Origin of the sequence: Undibacterium sp. Ji50W, assembly GCF_049340445.1 — a bacterium.
In the GTDB taxonomy this organism is placed as follows: Bacteria; Pseudomonadota; Gammaproteobacteria; order Burkholderiales; family Burkholderiaceae_D; genus Undibacterium.
Genome location: NZ_JBMPOX010000029.1, coordinates 29,960 through 53,007, shown reverse-complemented (window position 1 = coordinate 53,007; position 23,048 = coordinate 29,960). Strand labels below are relative to the sequence as shown.

At 53.4% G+C, this 23,048-nt stretch carries 23 protein-coding genes; 12 read left to right on the top strand and 11 right to left on the bottom strand.

Features of this window, described 5'->3' with window-relative positions:
• Window positions 1-40: 40 nt before the first annotated feature.
• Window positions 41-1,498, bottom strand: a complete 1,458-nt coding sequence (locus tag ACO0K9_RS26015; RefSeq protein WP_422989950.1) for a PLP-dependent aminotransferase family protein — start codon at window positions 1,496-1,498, stop codon at window positions 41-43.
• 184 nt (window positions 1,499-1,682) lie between these two features.
• Between ACO0K9_RS26015 and ACO0K9_RS26010 the strand changes: the two genes are divergently transcribed.
• The 6 genes from ACO0K9_RS26010 (at window position 1,683) to ACO0K9_RS25985 (ending at window position 5,470) form a co-directional block, all read left to right on the top strand.
• Complete coding sequence (locus ACO0K9_RS26010) at window positions 1,683-2,000, top strand: hypothetical protein (protein ID WP_422989948.1); 318 nt, start codon at window positions 1,683-1,685, stop codon at window positions 1,998-2,000.
• A gap of 267 nt (window positions 2,001-2,267) precedes the next feature.
• The gene (locus tag ACO0K9_RS26005) at window positions 2,268-2,693 is read left to right on the top strand and encodes a hypothetical protein (protein WP_422989946.1); all 426 of its coding nucleotides are present in this window, start codon (window positions 2,268-2,270) and stop codon (window positions 2,691-2,693) included.
• Window positions 2,694-2,956: 263 nt separating this feature from the next.
• Complete coding sequence (locus ACO0K9_RS26000; RefSeq protein WP_422989944.1) at window positions 2,957-3,451, top strand: hypothetical protein; 495 nt, start codon at window positions 2,957-2,959, stop codon at window positions 3,449-3,451.
• Window positions 3,452-3,835: 384 nt separating this feature from the next.
• Complete coding sequence (locus tag ACO0K9_RS25995) at window positions 3,836-4,393, top strand: GNAT family N-acetyltransferase (RefSeq protein ID WP_422989942.1); 558 nt, start codon at window positions 3,836-3,838, stop codon at window positions 4,391-4,393.
• A gap of 169 nt (window positions 4,394-4,562) precedes the next feature.
• Entirely contained in the window at window positions 4,563-5,057 is a 495-nt protein-coding gene (locus ACO0K9_RS25990) for a hypothetical protein (protein WP_422989940.1), read from the top strand.
• Between the two features lie 110 nt (window positions 5,058-5,167).
• Window positions 5,168-5,470, top strand: coding sequence for a DUF6959 family protein (locus tag ACO0K9_RS25985; protein WP_422989938.1), 303 nt, complete (start codon window positions 5,168-5,170; stop codon window positions 5,468-5,470).
• Window positions 5,471-5,537: 67 nt separating this feature from the next.
• Here the strand turns inward: ACO0K9_RS25985 and ACO0K9_RS25980 are convergent, their stop codons facing one another.
• Entirely contained in the window at window positions 5,538-6,395 is an 858-nt protein-coding gene (locus ACO0K9_RS25980; protein WP_422989936.1) for a hypothetical protein, read from the bottom strand.
• A 317-nt stretch (window positions 6,396-6,712) separates the two neighbouring features.
• Between ACO0K9_RS25980 and ACO0K9_RS25975 the strand changes: the two genes are divergently transcribed.
• Entirely contained in the window at window positions 6,713-8,488 is a 1,776-nt protein-coding gene (locus ACO0K9_RS25975) for a DUF1800 domain-containing protein (protein WP_422989934.1), read from the top strand.
• Window positions 8,489-8,520: 32 nt separating this feature from the next.
• Entirely contained in the window at window positions 8,521-9,921 is a 1,401-nt protein-coding gene (locus tag ACO0K9_RS25970) for a DUF1501 domain-containing protein (RefSeq protein ID WP_422989932.1), read from the top strand.
• 25 nt (window positions 9,922-9,946) lie between these two features.
• Here the strand turns inward: ACO0K9_RS25970 and ACO0K9_RS25965 are convergent, their stop codons facing one another.
• From ACO0K9_RS25965 to ACO0K9_RS25955, 3 genes are all read right to left on the bottom strand, one after another.
• Window positions 9,947-10,543 (bottom strand): chromate transporter, encoded by a 597-nt coding sequence (locus tag ACO0K9_RS25965; protein ID WP_422989930.1) that lies wholly within the window; start codon window positions 10,541-10,543, stop codon window positions 9,947-9,949.
• Entirely contained in the window at window positions 10,543-11,109 is a 567-nt protein-coding gene (locus ACO0K9_RS25960; RefSeq protein WP_422989928.1) for a chromate transporter, read from the bottom strand. The genes ACO0K9_RS25965 and ACO0K9_RS25960 overlap by 1 nt, the downstream gene beginning before the upstream one ends.
• A 187-nt stretch (window positions 11,110-11,296) precedes the next feature.
• The gene (locus ACO0K9_RS25955) at window positions 11,297-11,785 is read right to left on the bottom strand and encodes a phage regulatory CII family protein (RefSeq protein ID WP_422989926.1); all 489 of its coding nucleotides are present in this window, start codon (window positions 11,783-11,785) and stop codon (window positions 11,297-11,299) included.
• Window positions 11,786-11,901: 116 nt separating this feature from the next.
• Between ACO0K9_RS25955 and ACO0K9_RS25950 the strand changes: the two genes are divergently transcribed.
• From ACO0K9_RS25950 to ACO0K9_RS25940, 3 genes are all read left to right on the top strand, one after another.
• Window positions 11,902-12,780, top strand: a complete 879-nt coding sequence (locus ACO0K9_RS25950; protein ID WP_422989924.1) for a hypothetical protein — start codon at window positions 11,902-11,904, stop codon at window positions 12,778-12,780.
• Window positions 12,781-12,784: 4 nt separating this feature from the next.
• Window positions 12,785-13,600: a DUF2491 family protein gene (locus ACO0K9_RS25945; protein WP_422989922.1), complete on the top strand. Its 816-nt coding sequence runs from the start codon at window positions 12,785-12,787 to the stop codon at window positions 13,598-13,600.
• A 95-nt stretch (window positions 13,601-13,695) separates the two neighbouring features.
• Complete coding sequence (locus tag ACO0K9_RS25940) at window positions 13,696-14,535, top strand: hypothetical protein (RefSeq protein ID WP_422989920.1); 840 nt, start codon at window positions 13,696-13,698, stop codon at window positions 14,533-14,535.
• Between the two features lie 4 nt (window positions 14,536-14,539).
• Here the strand turns inward: ACO0K9_RS25940 and ACO0K9_RS25935 are convergent, their stop codons facing one another.
• Entirely contained in the window at window positions 14,540-15,430 is an 891-nt protein-coding gene (locus ACO0K9_RS25935; protein WP_422989918.1) for a methylglyoxal synthase, read from the bottom strand.
• A 187-nt stretch (window positions 15,431-15,617) separates the two neighbouring features.
• Between ACO0K9_RS25935 and ACO0K9_RS25930 the strand changes: the two genes are divergently transcribed.
• Window positions 15,618-16,379 carry a tetratricopeptide repeat protein gene (locus ACO0K9_RS25930; protein WP_422989916.1) on the top strand — a complete coding sequence of 254 codons (762 nt, stop codon included), beginning with the start codon at window positions 15,618-15,620 and terminating at the stop codon, window positions 16,377-16,379.
• Window positions 16,380-16,406: 27 nt separating this feature from the next.
• Here ACO0K9_RS25930 and ACO0K9_RS25925 read toward each other — a convergent pair whose 3' ends face one another.
• The 5 genes from ACO0K9_RS25925 to ACO0K9_RS25905 form a co-directional block, all read right to left on the bottom strand.
• On the bottom strand, window positions 16,407-18,803 hold the full coding sequence (locus ACO0K9_RS25925) for a sensor domain-containing protein (protein ID WP_422989914.1): 2,397 nt from the start codon (window positions 18,801-18,803) through the stop codon (window positions 16,407-16,409).
• The gene (locus ACO0K9_RS25920; RefSeq protein ID WP_422989912.1) at window positions 18,800-20,080 is read right to left on the bottom strand and encodes an HD-GYP domain-containing protein; all 1,281 of its coding nucleotides are present in this window, start codon (window positions 20,078-20,080) and stop codon (window positions 18,800-18,802) included. Before ACO0K9_RS25920 ends, ACO0K9_RS25925 begins: the two co-directional genes overlap by 4 nt.
• 303 nt (window positions 20,081-20,383) lie before the next feature.
• Entirely contained in the window at window positions 20,384-20,860 is a 477-nt protein-coding gene (locus ACO0K9_RS25915) for a YybH family protein (RefSeq protein WP_422989910.1), read from the bottom strand.
• Between the two features lie 63 nt (window positions 20,861-20,923).
• Window positions 20,924-21,943, bottom strand: coding sequence for a transporter (locus ACO0K9_RS25910; protein ID WP_422989908.1), 1,020 nt, complete (start codon window positions 21,941-21,943; stop codon window positions 20,924-20,926).
• A 107-nt stretch (window positions 21,944-22,050) separates the two neighbouring features.
• Window positions 22,051-23,010: a LysR family transcriptional regulator gene (locus tag ACO0K9_RS25905; protein WP_422989906.1), complete on the bottom strand. Its 960-nt coding sequence runs from the start codon at window positions 23,008-23,010 to the stop codon at window positions 22,051-22,053.
• Window positions 23,011-23,048: the final 38 nt, after the last annotated feature.

The following is a 23,048-nucleotide window of genomic DNA, read 5'->3' as shown; positions in this document are numbered from 1 at the left end:
CAGGAATGACGAGTCTGCAGGAGACTACACGAGGGGTAAATCAGGCCGCAATATGCTGTTTGAGATGGGCCTTGTGCTGGATGATACGCCCCAGAGTGCGCATGGCGTCATCCAGATCCTGGGTGTAGGGCATGCCGCAGTTAATGCGCAGGAAATGATCAAAACGATTTGAATTCGAATACAACAATCCCGGCGACACCAGGATGCTTTGTTCCAGAGCGGCGTCAAATACTGCCTTGGATGAGGTGTTGGGCGGCATTTCTACCCAGATCGATACCCCACCGGCAGGCGTGTTCATGCGCGTGCCTTCGGGAAAATAGGTGGCGATGGCCTCTGCCGTTCTTTCCCTTTGCTGGGCCAGCGTGCTACGTAGTTTCCGCAGGTGACGGTCATAGGCCGATGACAGTATGAAGCTTGCCGCAACGATCTGCGACAATTCTTCGTTGTAGCGGGTATGCGCATATTTGAGCATATTGACCCTGGCTTGCCAGCGCCCGCCCAATATCCAGCCCACCCGCAGGCCAGGTGCCAGGATTTTATGTACCGACGCGCAAAAAATCACATTGCCACTATGGTCCCAGTGCTTGAGTGCGGTCGGTATCTTGTCACCATCCACCAGCGCGCTATACGAATCATCTTCGATCAGGGGAATCTGCTGTGCTTCGCACAGGGCCACCAGCCTTTGCTTGTGTTGTTCCGGCATGATGCTGCCGAGCGGATTTTGCAAATGCGGCACCACCACCACCGCCTTGATATTGTCATAGGTGCGCATCGCCAGTTCCAGCGCTTCCAGTGAAATCCCGGTGCTGGGGCTGGTGGGAATTTCCAGCGCCTTCATGCCCAGGCTTTCCAGTACCTGCAACAAGCCATAAAAGGTCGGCGATTCCACGGCGATGACATCACCAGCCTGCGCCACTGCACGCAGTGCCAGGTTCAGTGCTTCTATGCAGCCATTGGTGATCACCACTTCATCCGCAGAAATGCTGATGCCGCAATCCAGAGCGCGTTTGGCCAGTGCCGCTTTCAGTTCACGGTTGCCACCAGGAGAAATCGGCTTGGTCAACAATTCTGGATAGCGCCGCAGGGTACTGACAGTCAGGCTGCGCAATTGCTGATGCGGGTACAGGGCCGGCCCGCCGGTTGCCCGCGCCAGATTGCATTTGACCGCCCGTTGCCCTTGGGAAATGATTTCAGACACCCTTTCATGGATGCCGACAAACTGCGCCGGGTCGATCAGTTTGCCCACCGTTGGTTCCTGCGCCGGTATCAGCCGCACCCGCCGTGGCTGCCGCACGAAATAGCCGGAACGCGGACGCGCCTCCAGCCAGCCTTCGGTTTCCAGATGGCGGCACAACTGCAATGAGGTAGACAGGCTGACACCATGCACCTGCATCAGCTTGCGCACCGACGGCATGCGGTCGCCCACTTTCAGCGTACCGCAACGTATCGCATTCAGGTAGTGGTCGGCCAGTTGCCGATAAAGCGGGATGGTTTGCATAGTCTCATCATGGGATGTTTAAGCCGCCCTGCACAGATACAGTTTAAGCCTATCTGCACGATAACAGATTATAAAACGATTGCCTGATGCGATACAGATAGGCTTTTTCTGTGTCTGTGCGACATGACCGCCAAGACCTATCCTGAAAGCACATCAACCATCGCTATCATCCAGGAGCACCATCATGCAACTCCACAAAATCCGGCCAGGCCAGCGTCTGCATTGCTTGCTAGTGGCAGGCAGCAGCCTGCATCTGCAATCCGGTCAATTGCAGATACAGGCAGCCCCCCAGTTCCTCGAAGGCGTGGCCTGGCAAGTGGACACCCGGCTTAGCGCGGGAATGTCTTATCAAGCCCAACACCATGGCTGGGTAGAAGTTCAGGCGCTGGAGGCGAGTGAATTGCTGATACAGCAAACCGAGCCGACGGGGTGGTTGCAGAAGTTGTTGAAGGTCTTGCGTCGTGGGTGGGCTTATGTACTGCGGCAAAGTAAGCCAGTTTGAAATGCAGGTGAACAAGACGAAGAGCTCAGATCAGCAGAAACAATGAAATCTCTGCAGCATTTCGACAAAATATATGGCATACGGCAGGACAGAACTATTTAAGCAAGCTGCCTCTTTTGAGTGGCTGATATGACAATTTATTGGATACTAAGCCTATCGCACCATTCAGGTGTCATTGATCTGAAACCTCCGTTTAAGCAGGGAAGCCTCCTTTGGGGGGGCGCCTTAAACTTATTCATCTGACGGTAGCCCTGATAATTCACAACCATGCCCTCCACTATGTGTGCTAAATCGTTATGCATTAAAGCTTTATTTTTATTGGCCTTGTGTCCTTATTTGGCAAAGGCTGGTGACCATATGATTATTTCTGGCGTCGAAAAAAGTATCATTGTCGATAGAATAAATTCTGAGTATGGATTTTCCGAAATAAACGAATTTGATGGTTTTGAAAAGAAAATACTAGCTATAACAGTTGATTTTGGGTACGGCGTTTTTCGGAAAAGTATTTACATCTACGTTAAAGATGAAAGCGATTCAAAGTGGCATTTGGCAATTTTTCGAGGCACAAATTCTTCGCTTATAAAAATAACGATGAGTGATAAAGGAATTTTTGCCTTTTCAAAAAAAGGAAAGCAATTATTATTTTTATCCAAAGAAGGATTGAATATGAACTTTGATTTCGAAGAGCAATGACTTGAGTAGTCGAGACTGCTTGCTCCCCATCTTCTGCCCGTTTTGCAATCCTGTTTTGTGGATATAGGGATGTAGTGGTCCAATAATTTCGGACACGACAGGAAACTTAGTCATCCAATTTGAAATAGCGGCGTACCCACGGAAGATGGAATAGGCAAGTGAAAATGACTGCGGATATGATCAGCCAGTGTAGGGGCGCGTAATCGCCCACAAGGTAGAAAATGTGTGGATGCAACATTTGCAGGATGGTCGCGTGCTCGCCAATGCTACCCCACGAATTGCGCTTTACGACCTTCAAATCCTATCTTTTTGATTCACTTTACAAGGTGTTGATTGTGACAGATACGGTTTTATATGATGGTTTTTATGCCTCTGGTCCTAGGGACTGGGAGGAGTGGCATGCCGGTGTGCGCATGTATGGTGTGCGTTTTCACTACGTGCGTTACTACGCCAATGGCGATTGGATTAGCTGTTACCGTGATCAAGCATTTGATTTCTGGGCTTTCACAGAAACTGCCACTGACGACCTATTGGAACTTGCTAAACGTGGTCGTGCCCCACATGTCGGGGATTGTGACCCGAGTTGCTCTGCTGGGCGATTCACGGTAGACAAAGACACTTTGACTGAATTCTTTGCTCCCGATATTTTGGGTGGCCGCATTCGAAGTTGGAACCGAACGATTGCGGAACGAAAGTTAATCAGTTTCAACGATGGGAAAATAAAGTTCATACTTCTGTTCTCGCCGCGACCAGACTAACCAACTGCAAACGAACGATATCATTTCGAATCCATAGTGACCAAGCTGCTCTCTACGGATGTGCCATTTTCTATGATATTGATGATGGAGACTGATGCAATTCGATTACCGGATAACATTCCACTAACCGGCATTGATGAAATGTTGAAGTCTGTTGCCAGACTACGCACACCACCAGAATTCACTACCAAATGCTTGGCATAGATGTGGCGAGAATATCGTTAGAGCTGACTCCTGCTTTCTGTTATCTGAGTAGGTGGAACGCCGGATCTGTATCGTTGGAGGTTGGATTTTCTATCTGTCAAAGTACGTAGACTTTACCGTAACCCTGTCCCGTCACGCGCGGTTATAATTTGTATACGATTCTTTGCCTGAAAGTCTTACATGCCCGCTTTCGACCAAGTCACCATCGACACTGCACGTCTGCATTTGCGCCCCCTATGTCTGGATGATGCTGCTGACATCCTGCGCATACGCTCAAATGCGGATGTCATGCTTTACATGAGCACAGCGCCATGGACAGACATTGCCCAGGCCGTCGCCATGGTCGAGCGTGACCAGGCCGCCATGCCCAAGGGCGAATTCCTGCGTCTGGGATTAATACGCAAGACTGACCAGGCCTTCCTCGGCAGTTGCACCCTGTTCCACCTTGATGCGGGTTGCCGCCGTGCCGAAATTGGTTACGACATGGATGCCGCCGCCTGGGGGCAGGGCTATATGCATGAAGCCCTGGTCGCCCTGCTGAATTACGGCTTCAATGAAATGAACCTGAACCGCGTCGAAGCCGACATAGACCCGCGTAATCTTAATTCAGCCAAGTCACTGGAAAGACTGGGCTTTATCCGCGAAGGTTTCTTGCGCGAACGCTGGATCATTGACGGTGTGGTGTCGGATACAGCGCTGTATGGTTTGTTGCGCAGTGACTGGCTGGCGCGGGAGTGAGAATTGGTAGTCAGAGATTTCAATACGGGGCATCAAAATTTTAGTTCTTCCCCTTAGCATTACCGTAAATAACAAAAACATGGCAGACGTGCCTGCTTAAAACTGGGGCAGTTCTAACATTCGCGCGGCAAACAGGGATTTCTATATCAAACCTAATTGGATGATGGGGATGCAAACAGCAACGGAACTCGAATTTTTCGCAAGGAAAATAACTGATAGTGTAAAAAGAAGAGCGTATTCCGAACTGGAAGGCATAATGCAGAGTATCTTTTTGCAAGAACACAAAGTAGTGCTTTTGGCTGACTTATCTGATCGTTTGGCGTCTAGTGTTTTCGAGGCCTTCTTTTTATGCGGGCTGCCATATCTTCTTGGAATGCAGATAGAAGAGTACAGAAAATTGTATGAACTATCAAAAGGGCATGACATCGCAATTTATCAGATAACTCGATTTTTGATAATTCATGGTGGCGCGAGGAAGCAAGTGCTGGTAACTTTGTGCTCAAATTATAGCGAAATTCAAAGCGTAGACCAATTTAAGTATTATCTTGAAGAGATGGGGGACGTGCGGCCGAATCAACTGAAGTTTAATGACTTAATTTACCGGGACTATCAGATTTCTGCGGAAAATATCAACTTGTTTAAGGCGAAACTTTCACCTATGTAGGATTTTTTTCAAAGCAATTCTTTGCAAGATTCTTTAACCTTCCGTTGACGATGAGCATTACTACCTATGAGGTGGTCAGCTGACCTTTGTTTTTCAAATACAGCATGTAAATGAACTGCTATATTTTTGTTGGAGTTAGCGAAATGAGTGAGAGAGTGACGTTGCTGAGCAAACCGACAAATTTTGCTGTCGTGCAGCTTGTAGAAAGAAAATATCCCGGCATAGTATTTCAGGGGGATAGCTTACATAGTTTAGTCATTCGCCTACAAAATCTGCAGCTGTTATTACGTAGTAATCGTATCGACGATCTAGATATTGAACCGGGTGAAATTTGCGAACAAATGCGTGATGCGTTGACTCACTATGAGTTTGTTTGTAGCGAACAAAAAATCACATTACCGTACCCTAAATAGAAGACGGCAGACCTGGGGGATATTTTGTAGGAAGCGCAAAATACTAGCCCCTGACATACGACCTTGCTTAAGGAAAAAACTCCTTCAACAAGAAGCTTTCCAGCTCAGCACTGTCTTCCAGGCGTGCCGATTTGCGGACGACCTGGCCCAGGCGTCTTGATTCCCAACTGAAATCGCCCTTGTATTCCATGCGTATGATTTCTATCATGCGGCGGACGACGGCCAGGTGGACGTCACCGCCCAGGCCGGCGTCAACTTCAAAGAACTGTTTGCCACCAGACGGAATGGAACGGGTATTCCAGCCGCGGAAAGAGAAAGATGCCATCCGGGTGCTGGTGCTGATCAGTTCAAACACGCCGCTGCCGCCCTTGCCCTGGGCTTGTTGCATGCTGCGGCGGACATTGGCTTCGGCCACTTCTTGTGGTGACATGCCACGGCCTGCCTGACGGGCACCTTCGTTTTCCTGGGCGGCGGCGGTTTCGGCGGCACGGCGGCGTTCACGGGCGGCGTTGACCATGGCCATCATATCCATTTCTGGCGGCGCATTGACCTGCGGGGGCGGGGGCTGCACGATGGTGGGTTCGGTGACGGCAACCACGGGTGGCAGTTTAGGCTGGGTGATGGTGTTTCTGGTTGGTGGGGTACGCACAGGCTTTGGTTCCACCTTCTGCTTGTTCTGCGAAGTGGCTTGTTTGGGTGCCAGTGTCGTCTTATCCATCAGCAAGACAATGGGGTTGTCTGAACCTGCATTCTCGCCCTTTTTTTTCTTGAGAACGCTCATGTTCAACAGGAAATAAAGCAAAAGCGCATGGATGATCAATGCCAGCAAGATGCCGAACATGCTGGCAGGACGGAACCGGATGTGTAAATGAATTTCACCCGGTAGGGAAACTTCATCTTCTGGCGCTTCTATACTCAACTTCATGGGCAGTGAACCGGTATGCGGAATTTCAAGGTGGCAAGCATACCTCAAACTATGCTTTACGCCTGTAACAAAGATTGTCTATGGTGGGTATTTCCAGTTTCCACCATACGACGGAAAGTGAAAGTGTAACAAATGCCGCAGCCAGTTTCATGTTTACGGATGCTTATTGCTTAAATATAAGCAAAATCCTCACATCTCCTGACAACTGCTTACAAATCTGTAATGGGATTTTCGGTGGTTTCCTCTAATGTAGAAATCAGGAATTCAGTCAAATCAGCCTGCGCAAGCCAGCCTGATTTTCAACCGGGGACAAAAACATGGACGGGCAATTTACAAGTGTGAAGACAGACCGCAACCTGGATCAGGACGGGTTTGTTGACATGAACTATGATCAGGATGGCAAAACCAATGCGGCCCTGACCGCTGCCGCCCTGGCATCCAGCGCCTTGCTGGCTGCCTGCGGTGGTGGTGCTGACAGTTCGTCTGCGAATGCGGCGGCTGGCCAGACAGGCCAGGCGGCCGGGGCACCACCGGCGCCCGCGCCGTCAGCGGCCCCTTCTGTCAGTATTTCCGCCACTGAGGCTTCGCGCTTCCTGGCCCAGGCCAGCCTGGGGGCCAGTCGCGAACAGATTGCCCGGGTCCAGGCGCTGGGTTATGCTGGCTGGCTGGAAGAACAGTTCAAGCTGCCCGGTAATGGCAGCCGCTGGGATTGGCTGGTATCCAAGGGCCTGAATGACGCCACCTACCGCAATTCCCAGGCGGGTTTTGATTCGACGGCCTGGCGCAAGCTCATCAGTTCACCCGATACCCTGCGCCAACGCGTCACACTGGCCTTGTCGGAAATCGTCGTGATATCGATTGATGGCCTGATCGGTGGCGGCTGGAAAGCATTTTCTGCGGCGGCCTGGCTGGATATGCTGGAAACCAATTGCTTTGGTAATTATCGCGATCTGCTGCAACTGGCGTCTACCAGTCCGGCCATGGGGCAATACCTGACCTTTCGCGGCAATACCAAATATAACCCCGTCACCGGGGCGCTGCCCGATGAAAATTATGCGCGTGAATTGATGCAGTTGTTCAGCATCGGCCTGCTGGAACTGAACATCGACGGTATGCCGCGCCTGGACGATGGCAAGCCCATAGAAACCTATACGCTGGACGACATTACCGGTCTGGCCCGCATCTTCACCGGCTGGGATTTTGACCTGGCTGGTGGCAAGGCAGATACGCCGGATTTCATGCGTCGCCCCATGCTGCAAATCGCCAGCCGGCATGAAACCGGAGCTTCAACATTTTTGAAAAATACCGTGCCCGCCGGACTGAGTGGTGCAGATGCACTGAAGGCGGCGCTGGATATTATTTTTGCGCATCCGAATGTGGCACCGTTCATCAGCCGTCAACTGATACAAAGGCTGGTGACCAGCAATCCTGCGCCTGCGTATGTGGCCAGGGTGGCGGCGGTGTTCAATAACGATGGCACTGGCACCAAGGGTAATCTGCAAGCAGTGGTCAGCGCGGTCTTGCTGGACAGTGAGGCCCGCAACAGCCTGAACCTCAGCGATGTGCAGTTTGGCAAACTGCGTGAACCCATGCTGCGCTTCCTGGGGTGGGCGCGTGCCTATAAGGCGACGGCCGCCAATGACATATGGAATATTGGTAACACCACGGACCCGGCGACCAAGCTGGGACAAAGCCCTTTGCGTTCACCTTCGGTATTCAATTTTTTCCGGCCTGGTTATGTGCCGCCAAACAGCGCCATTGCGACCGCCTCCTTGGTGGCACCAGAATTCCAGATCACCAATGAATCCTCGGTGGTTGGCTATGTCAATTACATGCAGCGTGCGGTCAGCAACGGCGTCAGCGATGTGGGTGCCGACTATAGCGGCTTGTTGCCATTGGCCGATACCGCCGGTGCCTTGCTGGATGAAATCAACCTGGTGCTGGCGTCGGGTGAATTGAGCAGCGATACCTTGTTGAGCTTGCGCGCGGCAATTGACAGCATGCCGGCGGGTACCGATACCCGGCGCAAGCAGCGCGTGTATGCGGCATTGACCCTGGTGTTAGCGGCACCGGAATTCATCGTTCTTAAATGAAGCCACAAGCAAAACAATAACCGGAATCCATCATGAAAAATCCAACCACGATGAATGCATCCCGCCGCGCTTTTTTACAGCGCGCTTCCGCCTTGTCGATAGCCGGTGTGGCTACGCCATGGGCATTGAACCTGGCTGCCATGGCCGAAGCTTCTGCCGCCAATGCCAATGACTACAAAGCCATAGTCTGCGTCTTTCTGTATGGCGGCAATGATTATGGCAATACCCTGGTGCCGTATGACAGCAGCAATTACAACGCCTATTATCAATTGCGCCCTACCCTCGCGTATAGCCGCGACAGCCTGGGTGGCACTGTATTGAACCCGCTGGCGGTACCGCTGGATAGTGCCGGTGTCAGCCACCAGTATGCGCTGGCACCTGAACTGGCACCCTTACTGCCGATTTTCAATGCCGGCAAGATGGGCGTGTTACTGAACGTGGGCACGCTGGTACAGCCCACCAGCAAACTGCAATATAGCAACAAGACCGTGCCCTTGCCACCCAAGCTGTTTTCACACAATGACCAGCAATCGGTATGGCAGTCATCCGCACCCGAAGGGGCGACCTCTGGCTGGGGTGGCCGCATGGGTGACCTGTTCCAGTCCGGGAATGGCAATGCCACCTTCACCTGTGTCAATGTGTCTGGCAATGCAGTGTATTTATCGGGCAAGACGGCGGTGCAGTATCAGGTATCGACCAATGGTTCGGTACCGCTGAGTGGCTTGCAGGCACCGCTGTTTGGTTCGGCCGCCTGTTCCGCAGCCTTGCAAAACCTGGTGACGCAAAACCGCACGCATTTGTTTGAAAATGAATATACACGTGTCAGCAAACGTTCCATTGATGCGAATGGTGTGTTGACATCAGCACTGGCTGGCGCACCGGCCATTACCACCTCATTTGATGAAAACAATAATCTGGCCCAGCAATTGAAAATGGTGGCGCGCATGATTTCCTGCAACAGCGCGCTGGGTGCAAAACGCCAGGTGTTTTTTGTATCGATGGGTGGCTTCGATACCCATGACGGCCTGGTATCCACTCACCCTGGTTTGCTGAGCAGCGTGGCCGACGCCTTGTCCTCTTTTTATGCAGCGACCCAGGAACTGGGCGTGGCCAACAAGGTCACCAGTTTTACGGCTTCTGATTTTGGCCGCACCCTGAGTGGCAATAATGATGGTTCTGACCATGGCTGGGGCAGCATGCATTTCATGCTGGGTGGTGCGGTGAATGGCCAGCGCTATTATGGTACCGCACCCATCGTGGCAAACAATGGGCCGGACGATGTGGGCCAGGGCCGCCTGCTGCCGACGACTTCCGTCGATCAGTATGCGGCAACGCTGGGCAAATGGCTGGGCGTATCGGACAGTGATTTGCTGACGCTGTTACCAAACCTGGTCAACTACAATGTCAGTGCACGCAACCTGGGTTTTGTGTGATGAATGAGTACAACACAGTGCCACTTCAGATCAGGCCAAACCAGCCCAGAATGGCACCCGCACCCAGCAGCCATAACAGATGCAGGCGGGTGCGCCAGACCACCACGGCGCATGTCAGTGTCAACAGCCACAAGGGCCAGTCCTGTGCCGCCTGGTTATGCGAGGCGGCCATGATCCAGCCAGTGGCCAGCAACAGGCCAATGACGATGGGAGCCATGCCCAACTTGAATGCGCGCACGCTGCGCAGTTCACGGTTGGCGTGGCCCCAGCTGGCCGCCATATAAGTCAGCGTGGTGCTGGGCAACAGGATGCCGGTCATGGTGACCAGCACACCCAGCAGACCGGTCCACATGCCACCGGCATTCATGCCCACATTCCAGCCCATCAGGGCGATGAACAGTACATTCGGGCCCGGTGCCGCCTGGGCTATGGATACCGATGCATTGAACTGGGCATCCGTCAGCCAGCCCTGTTGCGCCACCAGATAGCGATGCATGTCCGGCAGCGTGGAAACGGCTCCACCTATCGATAACAACGACAGCATCATATAGTGCATGAATAACTGTAGCCAGTCGTTCCAGTCCAGGGAAATCTGTAAGACGGTGTGGGCGGTATCCGGCATTATTTCAATCTCCGGTAAACCAGGGCACAGGCGATGCTGCCCAGCACCAGCAAGACATACGCAAGTGGCAGGCGGAACAGGGCGATGCCGACAAAGCAGACCGCACTGAAAGCCAGCGCGATGTTTCTGCCCATGGGGTTACTGTTTAATGCCGGTATCAGTTTTAATGCGGTGGCGATGATCAGGCCGGCAGTGACGGCACTCATGCCGCGCAAGGCACCGACTACGCTCGGGTATTGGGCAAACTGGGCATAGATCACCGCCAGTACTAGTACCAGCAGCAACGGGATGGACAGCATGCCAGCCAGTGCCGTCATGGCACCCGGCAAACCAAAGTGACGATGGCCTATCATCATCGAAAGATTAACGACGTTCGGCCCCGGCAATATCTGCGCCACGGCCCAGTCTTCGACAAATTCTTCTGCAGTCAGCCAGCGTTTGCGTTCCACCAGTTCACGCTGCACGATGGCGAGTACACCGCCAAATCCTTGCAATGCCAGCAGAGTAAATGAGATATACAAATCCGTAAGGGATGAGGGCCGCTGGCTCGTTGGTTCAGTGGACATGATGGTGGCAGTTTGGGATTGACGCAGACCCCCATTGTAAAGCAGCAGAGAAAATGCTGCTGGGCAAAATTGGCGACTTGTTAAATGTTTGCTTAGGTAGCATAAATTGCCATATCAAAGAGCAAACACGTTCTGCGCGGACCTGCTTGCCTGCAGGTCAAATACATGATGTCTAGGTCAACACGCCCTAGTCTCTTTGGCGGTGATGGGCACGAATGCGTGCACGCCATTCACCCAGCACGGTTAGCGCACTCTGGAATTCTCTTTCTATCAAGTCGGCTTCGGCATCGGTGATCACGCCGTCCAGCAGGGCAGTTGATACCGCTTCGGCCACATCGCCAACACGACTCATGACGCGGCATACGGTCTGCGACAAATCATCTTCACTGACCTGATCCGGTTCTGGAATGGCAAAGGCAGCCATGCCATGCCGGCTGAGCAAGGCATGCAGCGGCAGGTGGGCATCCTTGACACCGGCCCGGTGGCAATGCTCGACGATCACGGAAAGTTCTTCAAACGATGGGTAATGTGACTCTATGCCCGGTGCCAGTTTGTTGCGCAAGACATTCACCGACACGCCCATGCGGCTTGCCAGCGCTTCCAGACCGCCAGGATATGCGCGCGCTATTTTGTACAGGGCGTCGTGCTGGTTCATATCCGAATATTTCCGTGTCATGGTGAATTCCCTAATTTATTACCGATGAACTTTGTAATTTTGCTCACTATGATGACTTCCATCAAGCGATGAAGGATTGTACAGAGAGCTTAATCTTTTTTCTATAGACCAGGACCATGAACAATTTTTATCACAAATTAATCATCACGATGGCACTGATTCTGCCCCTGATCGCCAATACGGTCAATGCAGCTGGACGTTCCGGTGGTTCGTCTACGGGTTTCAAGGGTGGTTTCTCTTCGCAAAGAAATGTCAGCAAGCCGGTGCCGTCGAAATCATCGACTACCTCGTTTGGCAGTTTTAATACGAGTAAGCCGGCAAGCAGCAGGAATTCTGATTCGGCACTGAACCGTGACCTGCAAAAAGACCAGGCCCAGGCGAACGCCCTGAAAAGCATGGATGCGCGCAAACAGGCAACTATGCCAGCATCACCGCCGCCGCTGAATGCCGGTAACAGTAATGGTAACAACGCTGGCAGCAATAACAACAATAGTTTTGGCAGTAATGCTGGTAACAACGCGACCAACAACGGTTTTGCCTATGGCAATGCGGCCAACATGAACCGGCCTGTGACACCAGTACCGACGACACCGGTGATCGTAAGCAGCCCTGCGCCTGCGCCCATCATCGTGCAACGCAGTGGTATGGGTGGCGGTATGGCAGGTGCTTTCATGGGTTTCATGCTGGGCAGCATGATCAGCCATCCGGCGGCTGCCGAATCTGCTGGACCGCGTTCCGGCCAATTGGAACCGATTGCTGGTCAAAGCAGCACAGTCGGCGATAACGCTAGCGCCAGCCTGCCGGCGCTGAATGCCCAGAGTGCCCAGCGCGTCAGTGCGATACAGGAGGAAGGCGGCGGCTGGAAACTGCTGCGCCTGGCGGCATGGAGCCTGATCCTGGGTGGCCTGGGCTGGCTCATTTACAAAATCTGGCGAGTCGTCAAACCAGTTCGCAAGCAAGCATCCGCAGCAAATTACAGTTTGGGAGGAAATTAATATCATGGCCTGGAAAGATGCATACCAATACGTAGGAAAAATTCTCGGCAAGCAGGATGCCGACCAGCACAGCCCGCAAGACAGGCATGCAGAAAGTGGTCGCCAGGATGCCGCCCTGCCATTGGGTGCGCGCATAGGCAGCGTGGTGAATGTGCAGAAGACGCCATTGATACGCGCTATCAGCCAGGGTTCGCTGATCGTCATGCCGGATGAAGCTGAAACCCGCATCGTGGCCATCAGCCGTGTGCAGTTGCCGATCGCCGGCAAGATGTATCGTTATTACCTGAATGCCGATGCAGAAGGAGGCGAAAAATATCTGCAATTGTATTGCGATGCCGACGATCAACTGCAAGAGCTTTTGTATTGCAGCCACCTGACCCGCGTGATACCGGAAACAGTGGAAGACCAGCAAGCTTTTCTCGGCGAAAACGGGGTGGGCCTGGGTGACCGCAGTTACAGCCTGTGGCGCCAGCAACTGACCGACATAGGGTGGGACGAAGCCAGCCTGGATGCCGCGTTTGCCGATGCTGACAGCTTGCTGTATGAGCGCGATATCGGTGACCCGGGGCTGGATTTTGTGGCACCCGTCAAAGGTGTGGAAACCCGTATCGATGATGCTGGTGGCCAGCATGGCCTGCAACAGGAAGTGGTTTTCATGCCGTATCGCCGCAGCCTGGCAGCAGAGGGCGGGCAGATAGAATTATTGCTGATCAGCACAGAGATTTTGCACAGCAAGGATGGTGACACTACGCAGCGCAGCATCCACGTTGATTTCATGATTGCCTTGCCGCTGGAAGCGGAAAGGCTACTGGTGCAATAGGACCGTTTTAATGCAGCACAACACCCGAAGTACAACACTGAAGCGCAACACCTGAAGCACAACACTGACCGCATCACACACCGAAAGGAAGTAACATGAGTAACTTGAATGGCTGGGGCCTGACCGCACGTCTGATTTCCAAACACTTTGGTGCTTTAGGCGATAAAGTATCGGAAGCCATCGCCAATTTTGATCCGGAAACAGCAACCGAAGCCGATCGTGACCGGCTGGCAGCCACCCTGCGTGAAACGGCGCAAAAGCTGGCAGCAGCCCGTGCTTCTTTCGACAAGGAACATGCCGATGTCGTGCGTCTGCGTGACTTGATCGCCAACGACGAAAAAGCCTCGGCAACACTGGCAGATCGTCTGGCTGCGGGTAAAATTTCTGAGGCAACGGTGAGCCTGTTTTGCGATGAACTGGAAGCCAACAAGGCCCGCCTGCCGCTGGAAATCCAGGAAGAAGCCGATGCCCAGGAATACATGAACGAACTGCAGAAAATCGTTGATGCCTTTTCCAACCAACTGGCTGAATTTGATGCAGCGGCCAAAAAAGCCCTGCAAAACCTGGCATCGGCAAAAGCCCAGAAAGACCTGCAGCAATTGCGCGTGGAAAGACAGGAACAGTTGAGCAATCTGTCCGGCATGCAAAGTCATTCGACCGCCTTGAATGCACTGACCCGGCGCGCCCAGAATGTCAGCAACGAAGCGGCAGGCTTGCGCATCGTCGCCGACATTACACAAAAGCCGATGGATCAGGCTGCCGAGATTAACGCTATCCGTAAATCGGTAGCCCAGGGCGACAATACCGGTGAAACCACGCTGGAAAGGCTGAAGCGTTTGTCAGGCCAGAATGCTGGCGCCGCTACTGCTGCAACTACTGCCACTACCGCAACCAGTCCAGGCCCGGCAAACCCGGCAAGCGCAAGCGCAGCCTGATCGTTCAGATCGCGGCTCTTTGCGTCAGCAAGCTGAGCCAGCGGTCCGCGCCACTGACTTCACTGATGACCTGGGAAAAATCAGTGACGGTGCGGGCCGCCCGTTCCAGCAACTGGATGTCAGCTTCATGCTGACGCGCCACATGCGGGTCTTCCAGAAACAGGATGCGACGTATCTGGCGGTCCAGCACCAGTTCTGCCAGTTGGGCATCGCCGCCCAAAGGGCCGGACAAGAATGGACGGGTCCAGTTCTTGCCAGCTTCTTCTCCCTTGACCTGTTGCGCCAGGCGGTTCAACAAACCGCCAGTGGTGCCGGTGGCATAACGATAGGCAAAGCGGTCCAGCAAGGGGAAATGTTTCTCTGCCATGGCCAGCATGCTTTCCTTCATCGCATCATGGGCGATCAGGGCGATGCCTTCCTGTTCCAGTTGAAAGCTGTCATTCAGGCGGGTATCCATGCTGGCCCCGGCTGCAGTGGCTTCCAGTTCCAGCCATTCGCGGGCACTGGCCAGGGTCGCCAGGAAGGGCTTGCGATGGATGACGCACTGGCGTTTCAACGCCTGTGCTTCGGGGAAAACCGAAGAAGGGTCGACCGGGTCAATCAGGTAAATCACCGCATCCACCGCCCGCGCCGTATCGGTATCGACGACGCGCGACACCAGCTTCATCAAGCCACCTTCCCTGCCATAGGGAAAACGTTCTACGCTGGGGCAGGCTTCCAGCAGGCCATGGGAAATGATCGCATCCAGGGTCCGGCCAACAATCACCAGTTCTGCCTGCAAATGCCTGAGCGCCGTGCCAGCGCCATGCAGTAGCTGTACCAGGGCAGAATTTGCTGCATCCTGGTGTGAGCGATTGGCGATCAATCCTATGCGGAGCTTTTTGGTGGCGGTCACGTGGGCTATCCTTGAATATAGTTTGAAGCAGGGTCTCACCCGCAGTTTACCTTGTGTTTGCCGGTGTGTGCCGCAAACATGCGGCATTCAGGCTACATTTTGTTACCTATTCCAACAGTGGCGAAACACGTTAGCAATATGAGGAGCGTAGCATCTGGATTCAGGCGATATGACAGGTGAGGATGAGATGAAAAAGTGGCGACATCTGTTGATAGTATTGACGGTCATGCTGTCTTGCGCATCCGCTCTGGGTGACGATGACTTTGATGATGAAATGCAAGTCCGCCGCTGGGCCTTGCTGGGTGACACACAGGCGCAGAATATGCTGGGCCTGCTGTATCTGGATAATGACGAGAGCATGCAAAACCGCCAGGAAGCCGCTTATTGGCTGGAACAGGCGGCCGATCAGGGGCATGCCGGTGCCCAGGCGAATCTGGGCGTCATGTACCTGATGGGAGAAGGCGAAGAAGCTGACGAAGCGCAGGCATTCCGCCTGTTCCGCCGTGCCGCAGTGCAAGGCATGGCATCTGCCCAACTGGCGCTCGGTTATATGTATGCGACCGGCAAGGGCGTCGAAGTGAATCCCGAAGAAGCAGTATTCTGGTATCAGCAGGCAGCCCAGCAGGGTAATGCCAGCGCCCAACATCATCTGGCCCTGGCGTATCAGGATGGTGAAGGCGTGGATAAAAATGGTAAGTTGGCCGCCCAGTGGGAAAGCCTGGCAGCCAATCAGGGTTTGTCCACCGCCCAGTTCCAGATGGGCTTGCGCTACCTGCATGGTGATGGTGTGACACCTGACCTGATGATTGGTTATGCCTATCTGCTGAAAGCCAGTATGAAGGTCGGCAGCATGGCTATGGACAGCCGTGAACTGGTCAGCAGCGACCTGACGTCAGAACAAATTGCTGAAATTCGAGATGATTCCCGTTACTGGAAGGCACCTTTGTAAAGTACGTTCTGGCCTTGGGTGCATTACTCAGGACAAATAGCGTTTTTCAAATTCTGCTGCCGATACCGCAGCTGAAAAAAGATAACCCTGCATTTCGTCGCAATGCATATTCTGCAGGAAGTCGCGTTGCTGTGTGGTTTCCACACCTTCTGCCAGGACGCGCAATTTCAATGCCTGGGCCAGATGAATAATGGCGGTCACGATGGCGACATCGCTTTCATCGATGGGCAGGGCATCGATAAACGAACGGTCAATTTTCAGTTTGTAGATAGGGAAGCGTTTCAGGTAACTGAGACTGGAATAGCCGGTACCAAAGTCATCAATCGCCAGTTTTACGCCCAGTTCCGCCAGGGACTGCAGCCTTTTCAAGGCTTCTTCAGCATCGCGTATCAGGATGGATTCGGTCAGTTCCAGTTCTATGCATTCCGGCTTCAAGTCATTTTCCTGCAAGGCCAGGGCGACGCTTTCCACAAAATTGGTTTGCTGGAATTGCAGCGCCGATACATTGATGGCGATGCGGATCTGCTTGCCGTCTTTATTCCACAGCGCTGCCTGGCGGATAGCAGTTTGCATGACCCAGTTGCCGATGGGGACGATGACCCCGGATTCTTCGGCGATGGGGATGAATTGTGCGGGGCTGACTTCACCCAGGTCCTTGTCGGTCCAGCGCAATAGGGCTTCGACACCGAACAGCTTGCCGGTTTTCAGCTCTATTTGCGGTTGGTAATGCAGGCGAAACAGATTGTGTTCGAGGGCCTGACGCATGGCATGGTCCATCTTCATGCGTGACAGCAGGCCGATATTCATCTGGCGCTGGTAAAAGCGGAAGTCGGAACGGCCACGTTCCTTGACGTAATACATGGCGCTGTCGGCATTCTTGATCAGGTCAGCCATGCTGCTGCCATCAGCGGGGTAGAGGGCAATCCCTATGCTGGAGGTAACAGTGAAGTTCATGCCGTCCATGGAAAATGGGGCCGACAATTCATCCAGCACACGCCGGGCACAAATTTCTGCCCCTTCTGCACTCGCTTCATGCAATAACAAGACGAATTCGTCACCGCCCAGGCGTGACGCCGTATCCACCTGGCGTATGCACTTTTTCAGTCTTTCGGTGACTTGCTGCAAGACGCGGTCACCAAAAGGATGGCCGAGCGAATCATTGATCTGCTTGAAATGATCGAGGTCAAGATACAGCAGGGCAAACGTGGTGTTGCTGCGGCTGGAAATGGTGATGGATTGCTTGATGCGTTCTTGCAGCAGCAAGCGGTTGGGCAGGCCGGTCAGCACATCGGAAAACGCCAGTTCCTCGATTCTTTGCTTGGCGGTGTGGGTTTCTGTCCTGTCCTTGAAAAAGCCAATGTAGTTCAGGGCATTGCCCTGCATGTCAACCACCTTGACCAGTGAAATCATGCACAGATAGGCGTGGCCATTCTTTCGCCTTATCCACAATTCGCCTTCCCAGAAACCGAGATTTTCCAGCTCTTTCAGCAGGTTTTCCACCTGTTCGGTATTGCCTTCTTCGTCAAAAAAGTCTTTCGGTGTCTTACCCACCATTTCCACTTCGCTATAGCTGCTCAGCCTTTCGAAACTGGGATTGGTGGTGATGATTTTTTGCTCCGCATCGGTGATGAAGATGGCATCGGTGCTGGATTCAAAGACCTTGGCGGCCAGTTGCAGGCGCGCTTCATCGGCCAGCCTCTGGGTAATATCGCGGTAGGAATAGACACGGCCTATCGGGCGGCCCCGCGCATATTGCGGCAGGGTGACGCGCTCCAGTATCTTGCCCGAACGCAGTACCAGTACATCGGTGGCTTCCATCAGCGGTGAGCGGGTGATGGTGCCCAGTCTTTCGGTATAGTGGGTGGCATCCAGCATGCATTTGTCCATCCACGCATAGATGGCATCGTCATCGCGTTGTGTCAGCAAGTCATCGGGCAAGCCCCACAGTTCGGCAAACAGATGGTTATAGCTGCGGATGGCACCATCGAGATCGGTGACCAGGATGCCGTCTGCGGTTGATTCCAGGGTCGCCCTTAATTCGGCGATGAGTTTTTCCAGCTCATTTTCCACCTGTCTCTGGCTGGAGCGGTCATGGATGGCGACGACATAGATGGAACCATCCATGCCCACCTTGACCAGGCTGACCCGTCTTTCCACCTGCACGATGCTGTCATCGGCACGCTGCAACAGGGTTTCTGAATGGATGCTGTCGGACAGGCCAGCGGCGACATCTTCCCAAAAAAATACGTCTTCCGGTGCTGCCGCCAGGTCTATGATGCCGCGTCCGACCAGGCTGTCCGGTGCCATTTTCAGCAATTGGTGAACGGCGCGGTTGGCAGCGACAATGCGTAACTGTATCGGGTCGACCAGCAGTATGGCTTCCAGCATGCCTTCTATCAGGGCCTGCCATTGATGGGCCTTCATGATGCGGCCTCGCTTTCGGCCTCTGGTCCCATTTCCAGACCGCGTTCAAAGAAATAACACAGGCGCTTGCGGGGTGACAGGTAGTCGTAGGCAGCTTTCGGCAATTGCAAGGGTTTCAAGCTGCGGTGTATGCACAGCGTGCTTTCATGTTCCAGATTGATGACCAGGGCTTCATCGCGCGGTACCGACGGGCTGTGGATGACCACTTTGGGTTTGATCGGACGGGCAGAATTCACCGATACCACCATGGCATACCTTTCATCAGTCAGTTGCACCACCGAACCTGGTGGGTAAATGCCCATCATGCGGATAAAGGCCGTCAGTGTCGCCGGATGGAATTGCGCTTTGCGCTGGGTAAAAATCTGCGACAGGGCTTCATGCGGCGTCACTGCCAGTGCCGGGTTGGCGGGGTTGCACAAATTGTCGTACAGATTGACCAGCGCCACGATGCGGCTGATGGGGCTGATTTTGTCGCCCATGACATGGCGCGGATAACCGCTGCCATCGGCGTATTCATGATGTTGTCCAATCAGCAGCATGGCGTTGGGCGACAGGCCCATTTTGCGGGCGAGATTCAGGCCGTGCATGACATGGTCATGGTAGAGCTGGTTTTCGGCATGATTGAAATGTTCATCTTGCCAGCGCAGGCGGTCCGGCAATTCTATCTTGCCGATGTCGTGCAGGATGGCACCGATACCCAGGTCCAGCATGTCGGCCTTGCTCAGATGCAGTGCCCGCCCCAGCAACAGGGAAATCACGGTTACATTGATGGAATGCAGCGAGGTTTTCTCGCCCGCTTTTTCTGACAGCAGGCGGATGGCGGCTTCATCTTCACCCAGGATTTCTCCCAGGAAGCCTTGTATCAATTGTTCGGTCAGCTCCCTGGCCGTAACCGGCTGGGCATGAACGATTTCTGTGACATGTTTGAAGGTCTGGGCCGCATGGGAGAATTGCCGCTCGCATACCTGCAGGCTGGCTTGCTGGCTGGCCAGCAATTCCCGCCTCAGCCTGGAGGCGTGGCTGGCAGCGCTTTCTTGCGGATGTGGTGCAGACACTTTCAGGTCGGTCTTGCCGGCATCGGCTTCGGGCGTACTTTTGTCCGGTGCATACCGGATACGTTCCAGACCCAGCGAACGTATGGTGTCAATTTGCGACTGATTGCTGATTTTGAAATTGGAAACGGGAAAAGGGTGATCCATCCAGCCGACGTCGAGATACACAAACATCCCTGTGCGCAGTTGAGAAAGCTCAATGAACTGTGTATGAATATCAGTCATGATGCCCGTTTCTTGATGACAGATCCTGTCATTGGATTTTTTGTTCTCGCCAGGCCGCTCATCCCTTAAGGTCCGGCGTCTTCACCCGCTTGGTATTTAGTTTGGTGTTTAGTTTGACATTTAAGCCACTTGCCAAGTAACCCGCATTCAGTGTAGTCATCCCTGTGCCATCAGCCTGTAAGTTATATATTGCACATGGTACAACAGTTTTTTGCAACAATAGTTACAACTACGCCAATTTGTGGGTTTTATGCCAGATTTTCATCGTTTATTGTAGGTAAATACCGATTTTTCGCATATCGGTCAAGGTTTGGCGCAGTCGCAGACATCGTTGCCCTTGTCAAAGATGATGCGCCAGACGCCCGGGCTTTCCTGACGCCAGATGGAAGTGAAGGTAGCGACGATTTTCCCCTGCGGGTCTTTGACCGGCCCTGTACTCAGGGCTAATTGACCCGAATTCAACACTTCGACGGTTTCCGGTGCCCAGGAGAAGGGTGCGGCGGACCCTTCATAAAAGCGTTTCCAGGCGGCGGCGACTTCCTGTTTTCCATGCAATACTTTTTTAGTGGAAAAGAATACCGTTTCTTCTGACAGGAACTGGCTGAAGGCCTGGTGGTCACGTGTTTCCATGCTTTTGGCAAACGCGCGTTCAGTCTGCATGACTTGATTGACCAGGTCAGCAGTGGTGACAGGGGTATCTGCGGCCACTGCAGTGCCGGCAAGTACGGTTGAGAGGCCAAGGCTGCTGGCGAAAAACAGGGGGGGCAGGATTTTGCGCATGGGATGCTCCTTCATGAAAGTGAAAGTGCTGAATCAGGTCAACACGCCTTAGGCCCAAAGGCCTTAATCCTTATTGGTTTTTTTAAATGCCAGCCAACCGGCAATCAGGGTAAAGCTGGCCACGATGGCTACCACGATCCAGAAGCCGTCTTCATGCTGCGCCAGCGGGATGCCGCCGACATTCATGCCCAGCAGGCCGGCAATGATGTTGATGGGCAGGGCCAGCACGGTAACGATGGTCAGCACGAACAGGGAGCGGTTGTTTTGTTCGTTGACACTGGCGGCAATTTCTTCCTGTAAGAGTTTGATACGTTCCTGCAGCGACGCCATATCGCTTAGCACGACGGCAAATTCCTCAGTGGACTGGCGCAGTTCCTGTACGTCGCGCTCTGCCACCCAGACCGGTGGTCTTTGCAACAGGCGGAACAGGGCGGCCGGTTCCGGTGCCAGCAGTCTTTGCAGGCGGACCAGCACCCGGCGCAGTTCACCCAGGTTGGCGCGCTTGTGGTTCAGGCGGTCTGCCAGCAAATGGTCTTCAATATCGTCAATCTTTTTGATGACAGTGCGTACGATGCCGATCAGCACATCGGCCTGGTCACGCAATAAGTGGGTCAGCAATTCGGTTGGGGAAGTGAAATGTTCGCCCTGGTTGACGGCGTTGCGCAGGCGGTCCACCGATTGCAGGGGCTTGCGCCGGGCGCTGATCATGATGGTGCCGGTGACGTTTAGCCACAAGGTGGCAATGTCGGATGCTTCAAAGGCAAAGTCATGCAGTACATCATTCACCACCGCAATCAGGCTGTGGTCGGCATGTTCGATGCGGGTGGAACGTGAACCCTCGTGCAGGGTTTCATAAAATTCTTCCGGCAAATCGGCATGTTCATGCAGCCATTTTTCTGCCGCCACGTTCGACAGATTGAAATGCAGCCAGATAAAAGAATCATCTCTGGCGCTGTGCCTGGATTGCAGCCATTCCACAGCATCTTTGGTTTGTAAGGGTTTGCCGGGCTGATCACGGGCAAAAACATAACCGCAGATGAGTCCTGACTGATCCGAACCGTAAGATAATTGATCTGTTTGCATTGACTGTCCAGGCGAAGAAACTGGCGACATTGTAAATCAGCCCTGTACGCTTGATGGCAGTCTTTCAAGCAATTTGCCTGGAATGCACCGCTTGTGACAGTTCAGTGTCAATTAATCAGCATATTCTTGTATGTCAGCGAAGCCTGGCGTACGCAATCCTGGAAAGTCAGTGCAGCATGGGACAATGGCCGGGTCTTGTTCCAGATCATGCCGACCGGGCTGGGCAACGGACCCAGGTTCAGTGGCAGTATTTGCAATACACCTTCCGCTACCGACTGCCGGGCTGCCGACAGCGACAGCAGGCCAAGGCGTGGCGGCTCCATCAGCAAAGGCAGGTTGACAGAGCGGGAAACCGATTCGATCACATCGGTTGGTTTGTTGACACCGTTCTTGGCCAGCAGGTTGATCATGCGTTTGTAGGTCGGCGATTCTTCCACCGACAATATCCATGGCAGGTTGTTTAAATCCTTCCAGGTCAGGTTGTCGCGGTGTGCCAGCGGGTTTTTACTGGAGGTGACGATGACCAGCGGGTCGTCGTACAGCACTTCTTCCTGCAGATGCTCGGCAGCGCGTTCGGAAAACACACGGCCGATGACGATGTCGAGCTTACCCTCACGCAGATCCTGCAATTGCTGGTCGACGGTACCGTCCATGATGCGGAGGGTGACATTCGGCCAGTTGGTTTTGAGAATCTTGACTGCCTTGGGGATGATGGTGGTCGACACCACGCTCAAGATACCTATGGTGACCTTGCCCACGGTGCCTGAGGCCAACGAGCGCATTTCCTGATGGGCTTTTTGCAAATTGAATAACACTTCCCGCGCATGTCGTATCAGACATTCACCCGAAGGTGTTGGTTTTATACCACGCCCGGCTCTTTCGAACAGCTTGACACCGATCCCTTCTTCCATTTCGCCCAGCATCTTGGAAACGGCCGGCTGGCTGACATGCAAAGACGCCGCAACGTGAGCAACCGTCTGCTTGTCAGCTAGTTCGACCAGCAAGCGAAGGTGCTTGATTTTGAGGTGTCGAGCAAAATACTTTTCTATAGGCAACGAATCAATCATAACGATATCTGTATGTGTTTGTGCCAATTTCTCATTGG

Excerpts from the sequence above, each read along its gene's own strand:
- ACO0K9_RS25995 (WP_422989942.1), top strand. The coding sequence starts at position 3,836 with ATGCCCGCTTTCGACCAAGTCACCATCGACACTGCACGTCTGCATTTG.
- ACO0K9_RS25915 (WP_422989910.1), bottom strand. The coding sequence starts at position 20,860 with ATGCGCAAAATCCTGCCCCCCCTGTTTTTCGCCAGCAGCCTTGGCCTC.
- ACO0K9_RS26015 (WP_422989950.1), bottom strand. The coding sequence starts at position 1,498 with ATGCAAACCATCCCGCTTTATCGGCAACTGGCCGACCACTACCTGAAT.
- ACO0K9_RS25960 (WP_422989928.1), bottom strand. The coding sequence starts at position 11,109 with ATGTCCACTGAACCAACGAGCCAGCGGCCCTCATCCCTTACGGATTTG.
- ACO0K9_RS26005 (WP_422989946.1), top strand. The coding sequence starts at position 2,268 with ATGCCCTCCACTATGTGTGCTAAATCGTTATGCATTAAAGCTTTATTT.
- ACO0K9_RS25975 (WP_422989934.1), top strand. The coding sequence starts at position 6,713 with ATGGACGGGCAATTTACAAGTGTGAAGACAGACCGCAACCTGGATCAG.
- ACO0K9_RS25925 (WP_422989914.1), bottom strand. The coding sequence starts at position 18,803 with ATGAAGGCCCATCAATGGCAGGCCCTGATAGAAGGCATGCTGGAAGCC.
- ACO0K9_RS25940 (WP_422989920.1), top strand. The coding sequence starts at position 13,696 with ATGAGTAACTTGAATGGCTGGGGCCTGACCGCACGTCTGATTTCCAAA.
- ACO0K9_RS25985 (WP_422989938.1), top strand. The coding sequence starts at position 5,168 with ATGAACTGCTATATTTTTGTTGGAGTTAGCGAAATGAGTGAGAGAGTG.
- ACO0K9_RS25970 (WP_422989932.1), top strand. The coding sequence starts at position 8,521 with ATGAAAAATCCAACCACGATGAATGCATCCCGCCGCGCTTTTTTACAG.
- ACO0K9_RS25945 (WP_422989922.1), top strand. The coding sequence starts at position 12,785 with ATGGCCTGGAAAGATGCATACCAATACGTAGGAAAAATTCTCGGCAAG.
- ACO0K9_RS25910 (WP_422989908.1), bottom strand. The coding sequence starts at position 21,943 with ATGCAAACAGATCAATTATCTTACGGTTCGGATCAGTCAGGACTCATC.
- ACO0K9_RS25950 (WP_422989924.1), top strand. The coding sequence starts at position 11,902 with ATGAACAATTTTTATCACAAATTAATCATCACGATGGCACTGATTCTG.
- ACO0K9_RS26010 (WP_422989948.1), top strand. The coding sequence starts at position 1,683 with ATGCAACTCCACAAAATCCGGCCAGGCCAGCGTCTGCATTGCTTGCTA.
- ACO0K9_RS25965 (WP_422989930.1), bottom strand. The coding sequence starts at position 10,543 with ATGCCGGATACCGCCCACACCGTCTTACAGATTTCCCTGGACTGGAAC.
- ACO0K9_RS25955 (WP_422989926.1), bottom strand. The coding sequence starts at position 11,785 with ATGACACGGAAATATTCGGATATGAACCAGCACGACGCCCTGTACAAA.
- ACO0K9_RS25920 (WP_422989912.1), bottom strand. The coding sequence starts at position 20,080 with ATGACTGATATTCATACACAGTTCATTGAGCTTTCTCAACTGCGCACA.
- ACO0K9_RS25930 (WP_422989916.1), top strand. The coding sequence starts at position 15,618 with ATGAAAAAGTGGCGACATCTGTTGATAGTATTGACGGTCATGCTGTCT.
- ACO0K9_RS25980 (WP_422989936.1), bottom strand. The coding sequence starts at position 6,395 with ATGAAGTTGAGTATAGAAGCGCCAGAAGATGAAGTTTCCCTACCGGGT.
- ACO0K9_RS26000 (WP_422989944.1), top strand. The coding sequence starts at position 2,957 with ATGCTACCCCACGAATTGCGCTTTACGACCTTCAAATCCTATCTTTTT.
- ACO0K9_RS25990 (WP_422989940.1), top strand. The coding sequence starts at position 4,563 with ATGCAAACAGCAACGGAACTCGAATTTTTCGCAAGGAAAATAACTGAT.
- ACO0K9_RS25905 (WP_422989906.1), bottom strand. The coding sequence starts at position 23,010 with ATGATTGATTCGTTGCCTATAGAAAAGTATTTTGCTCGACACCTCAAA.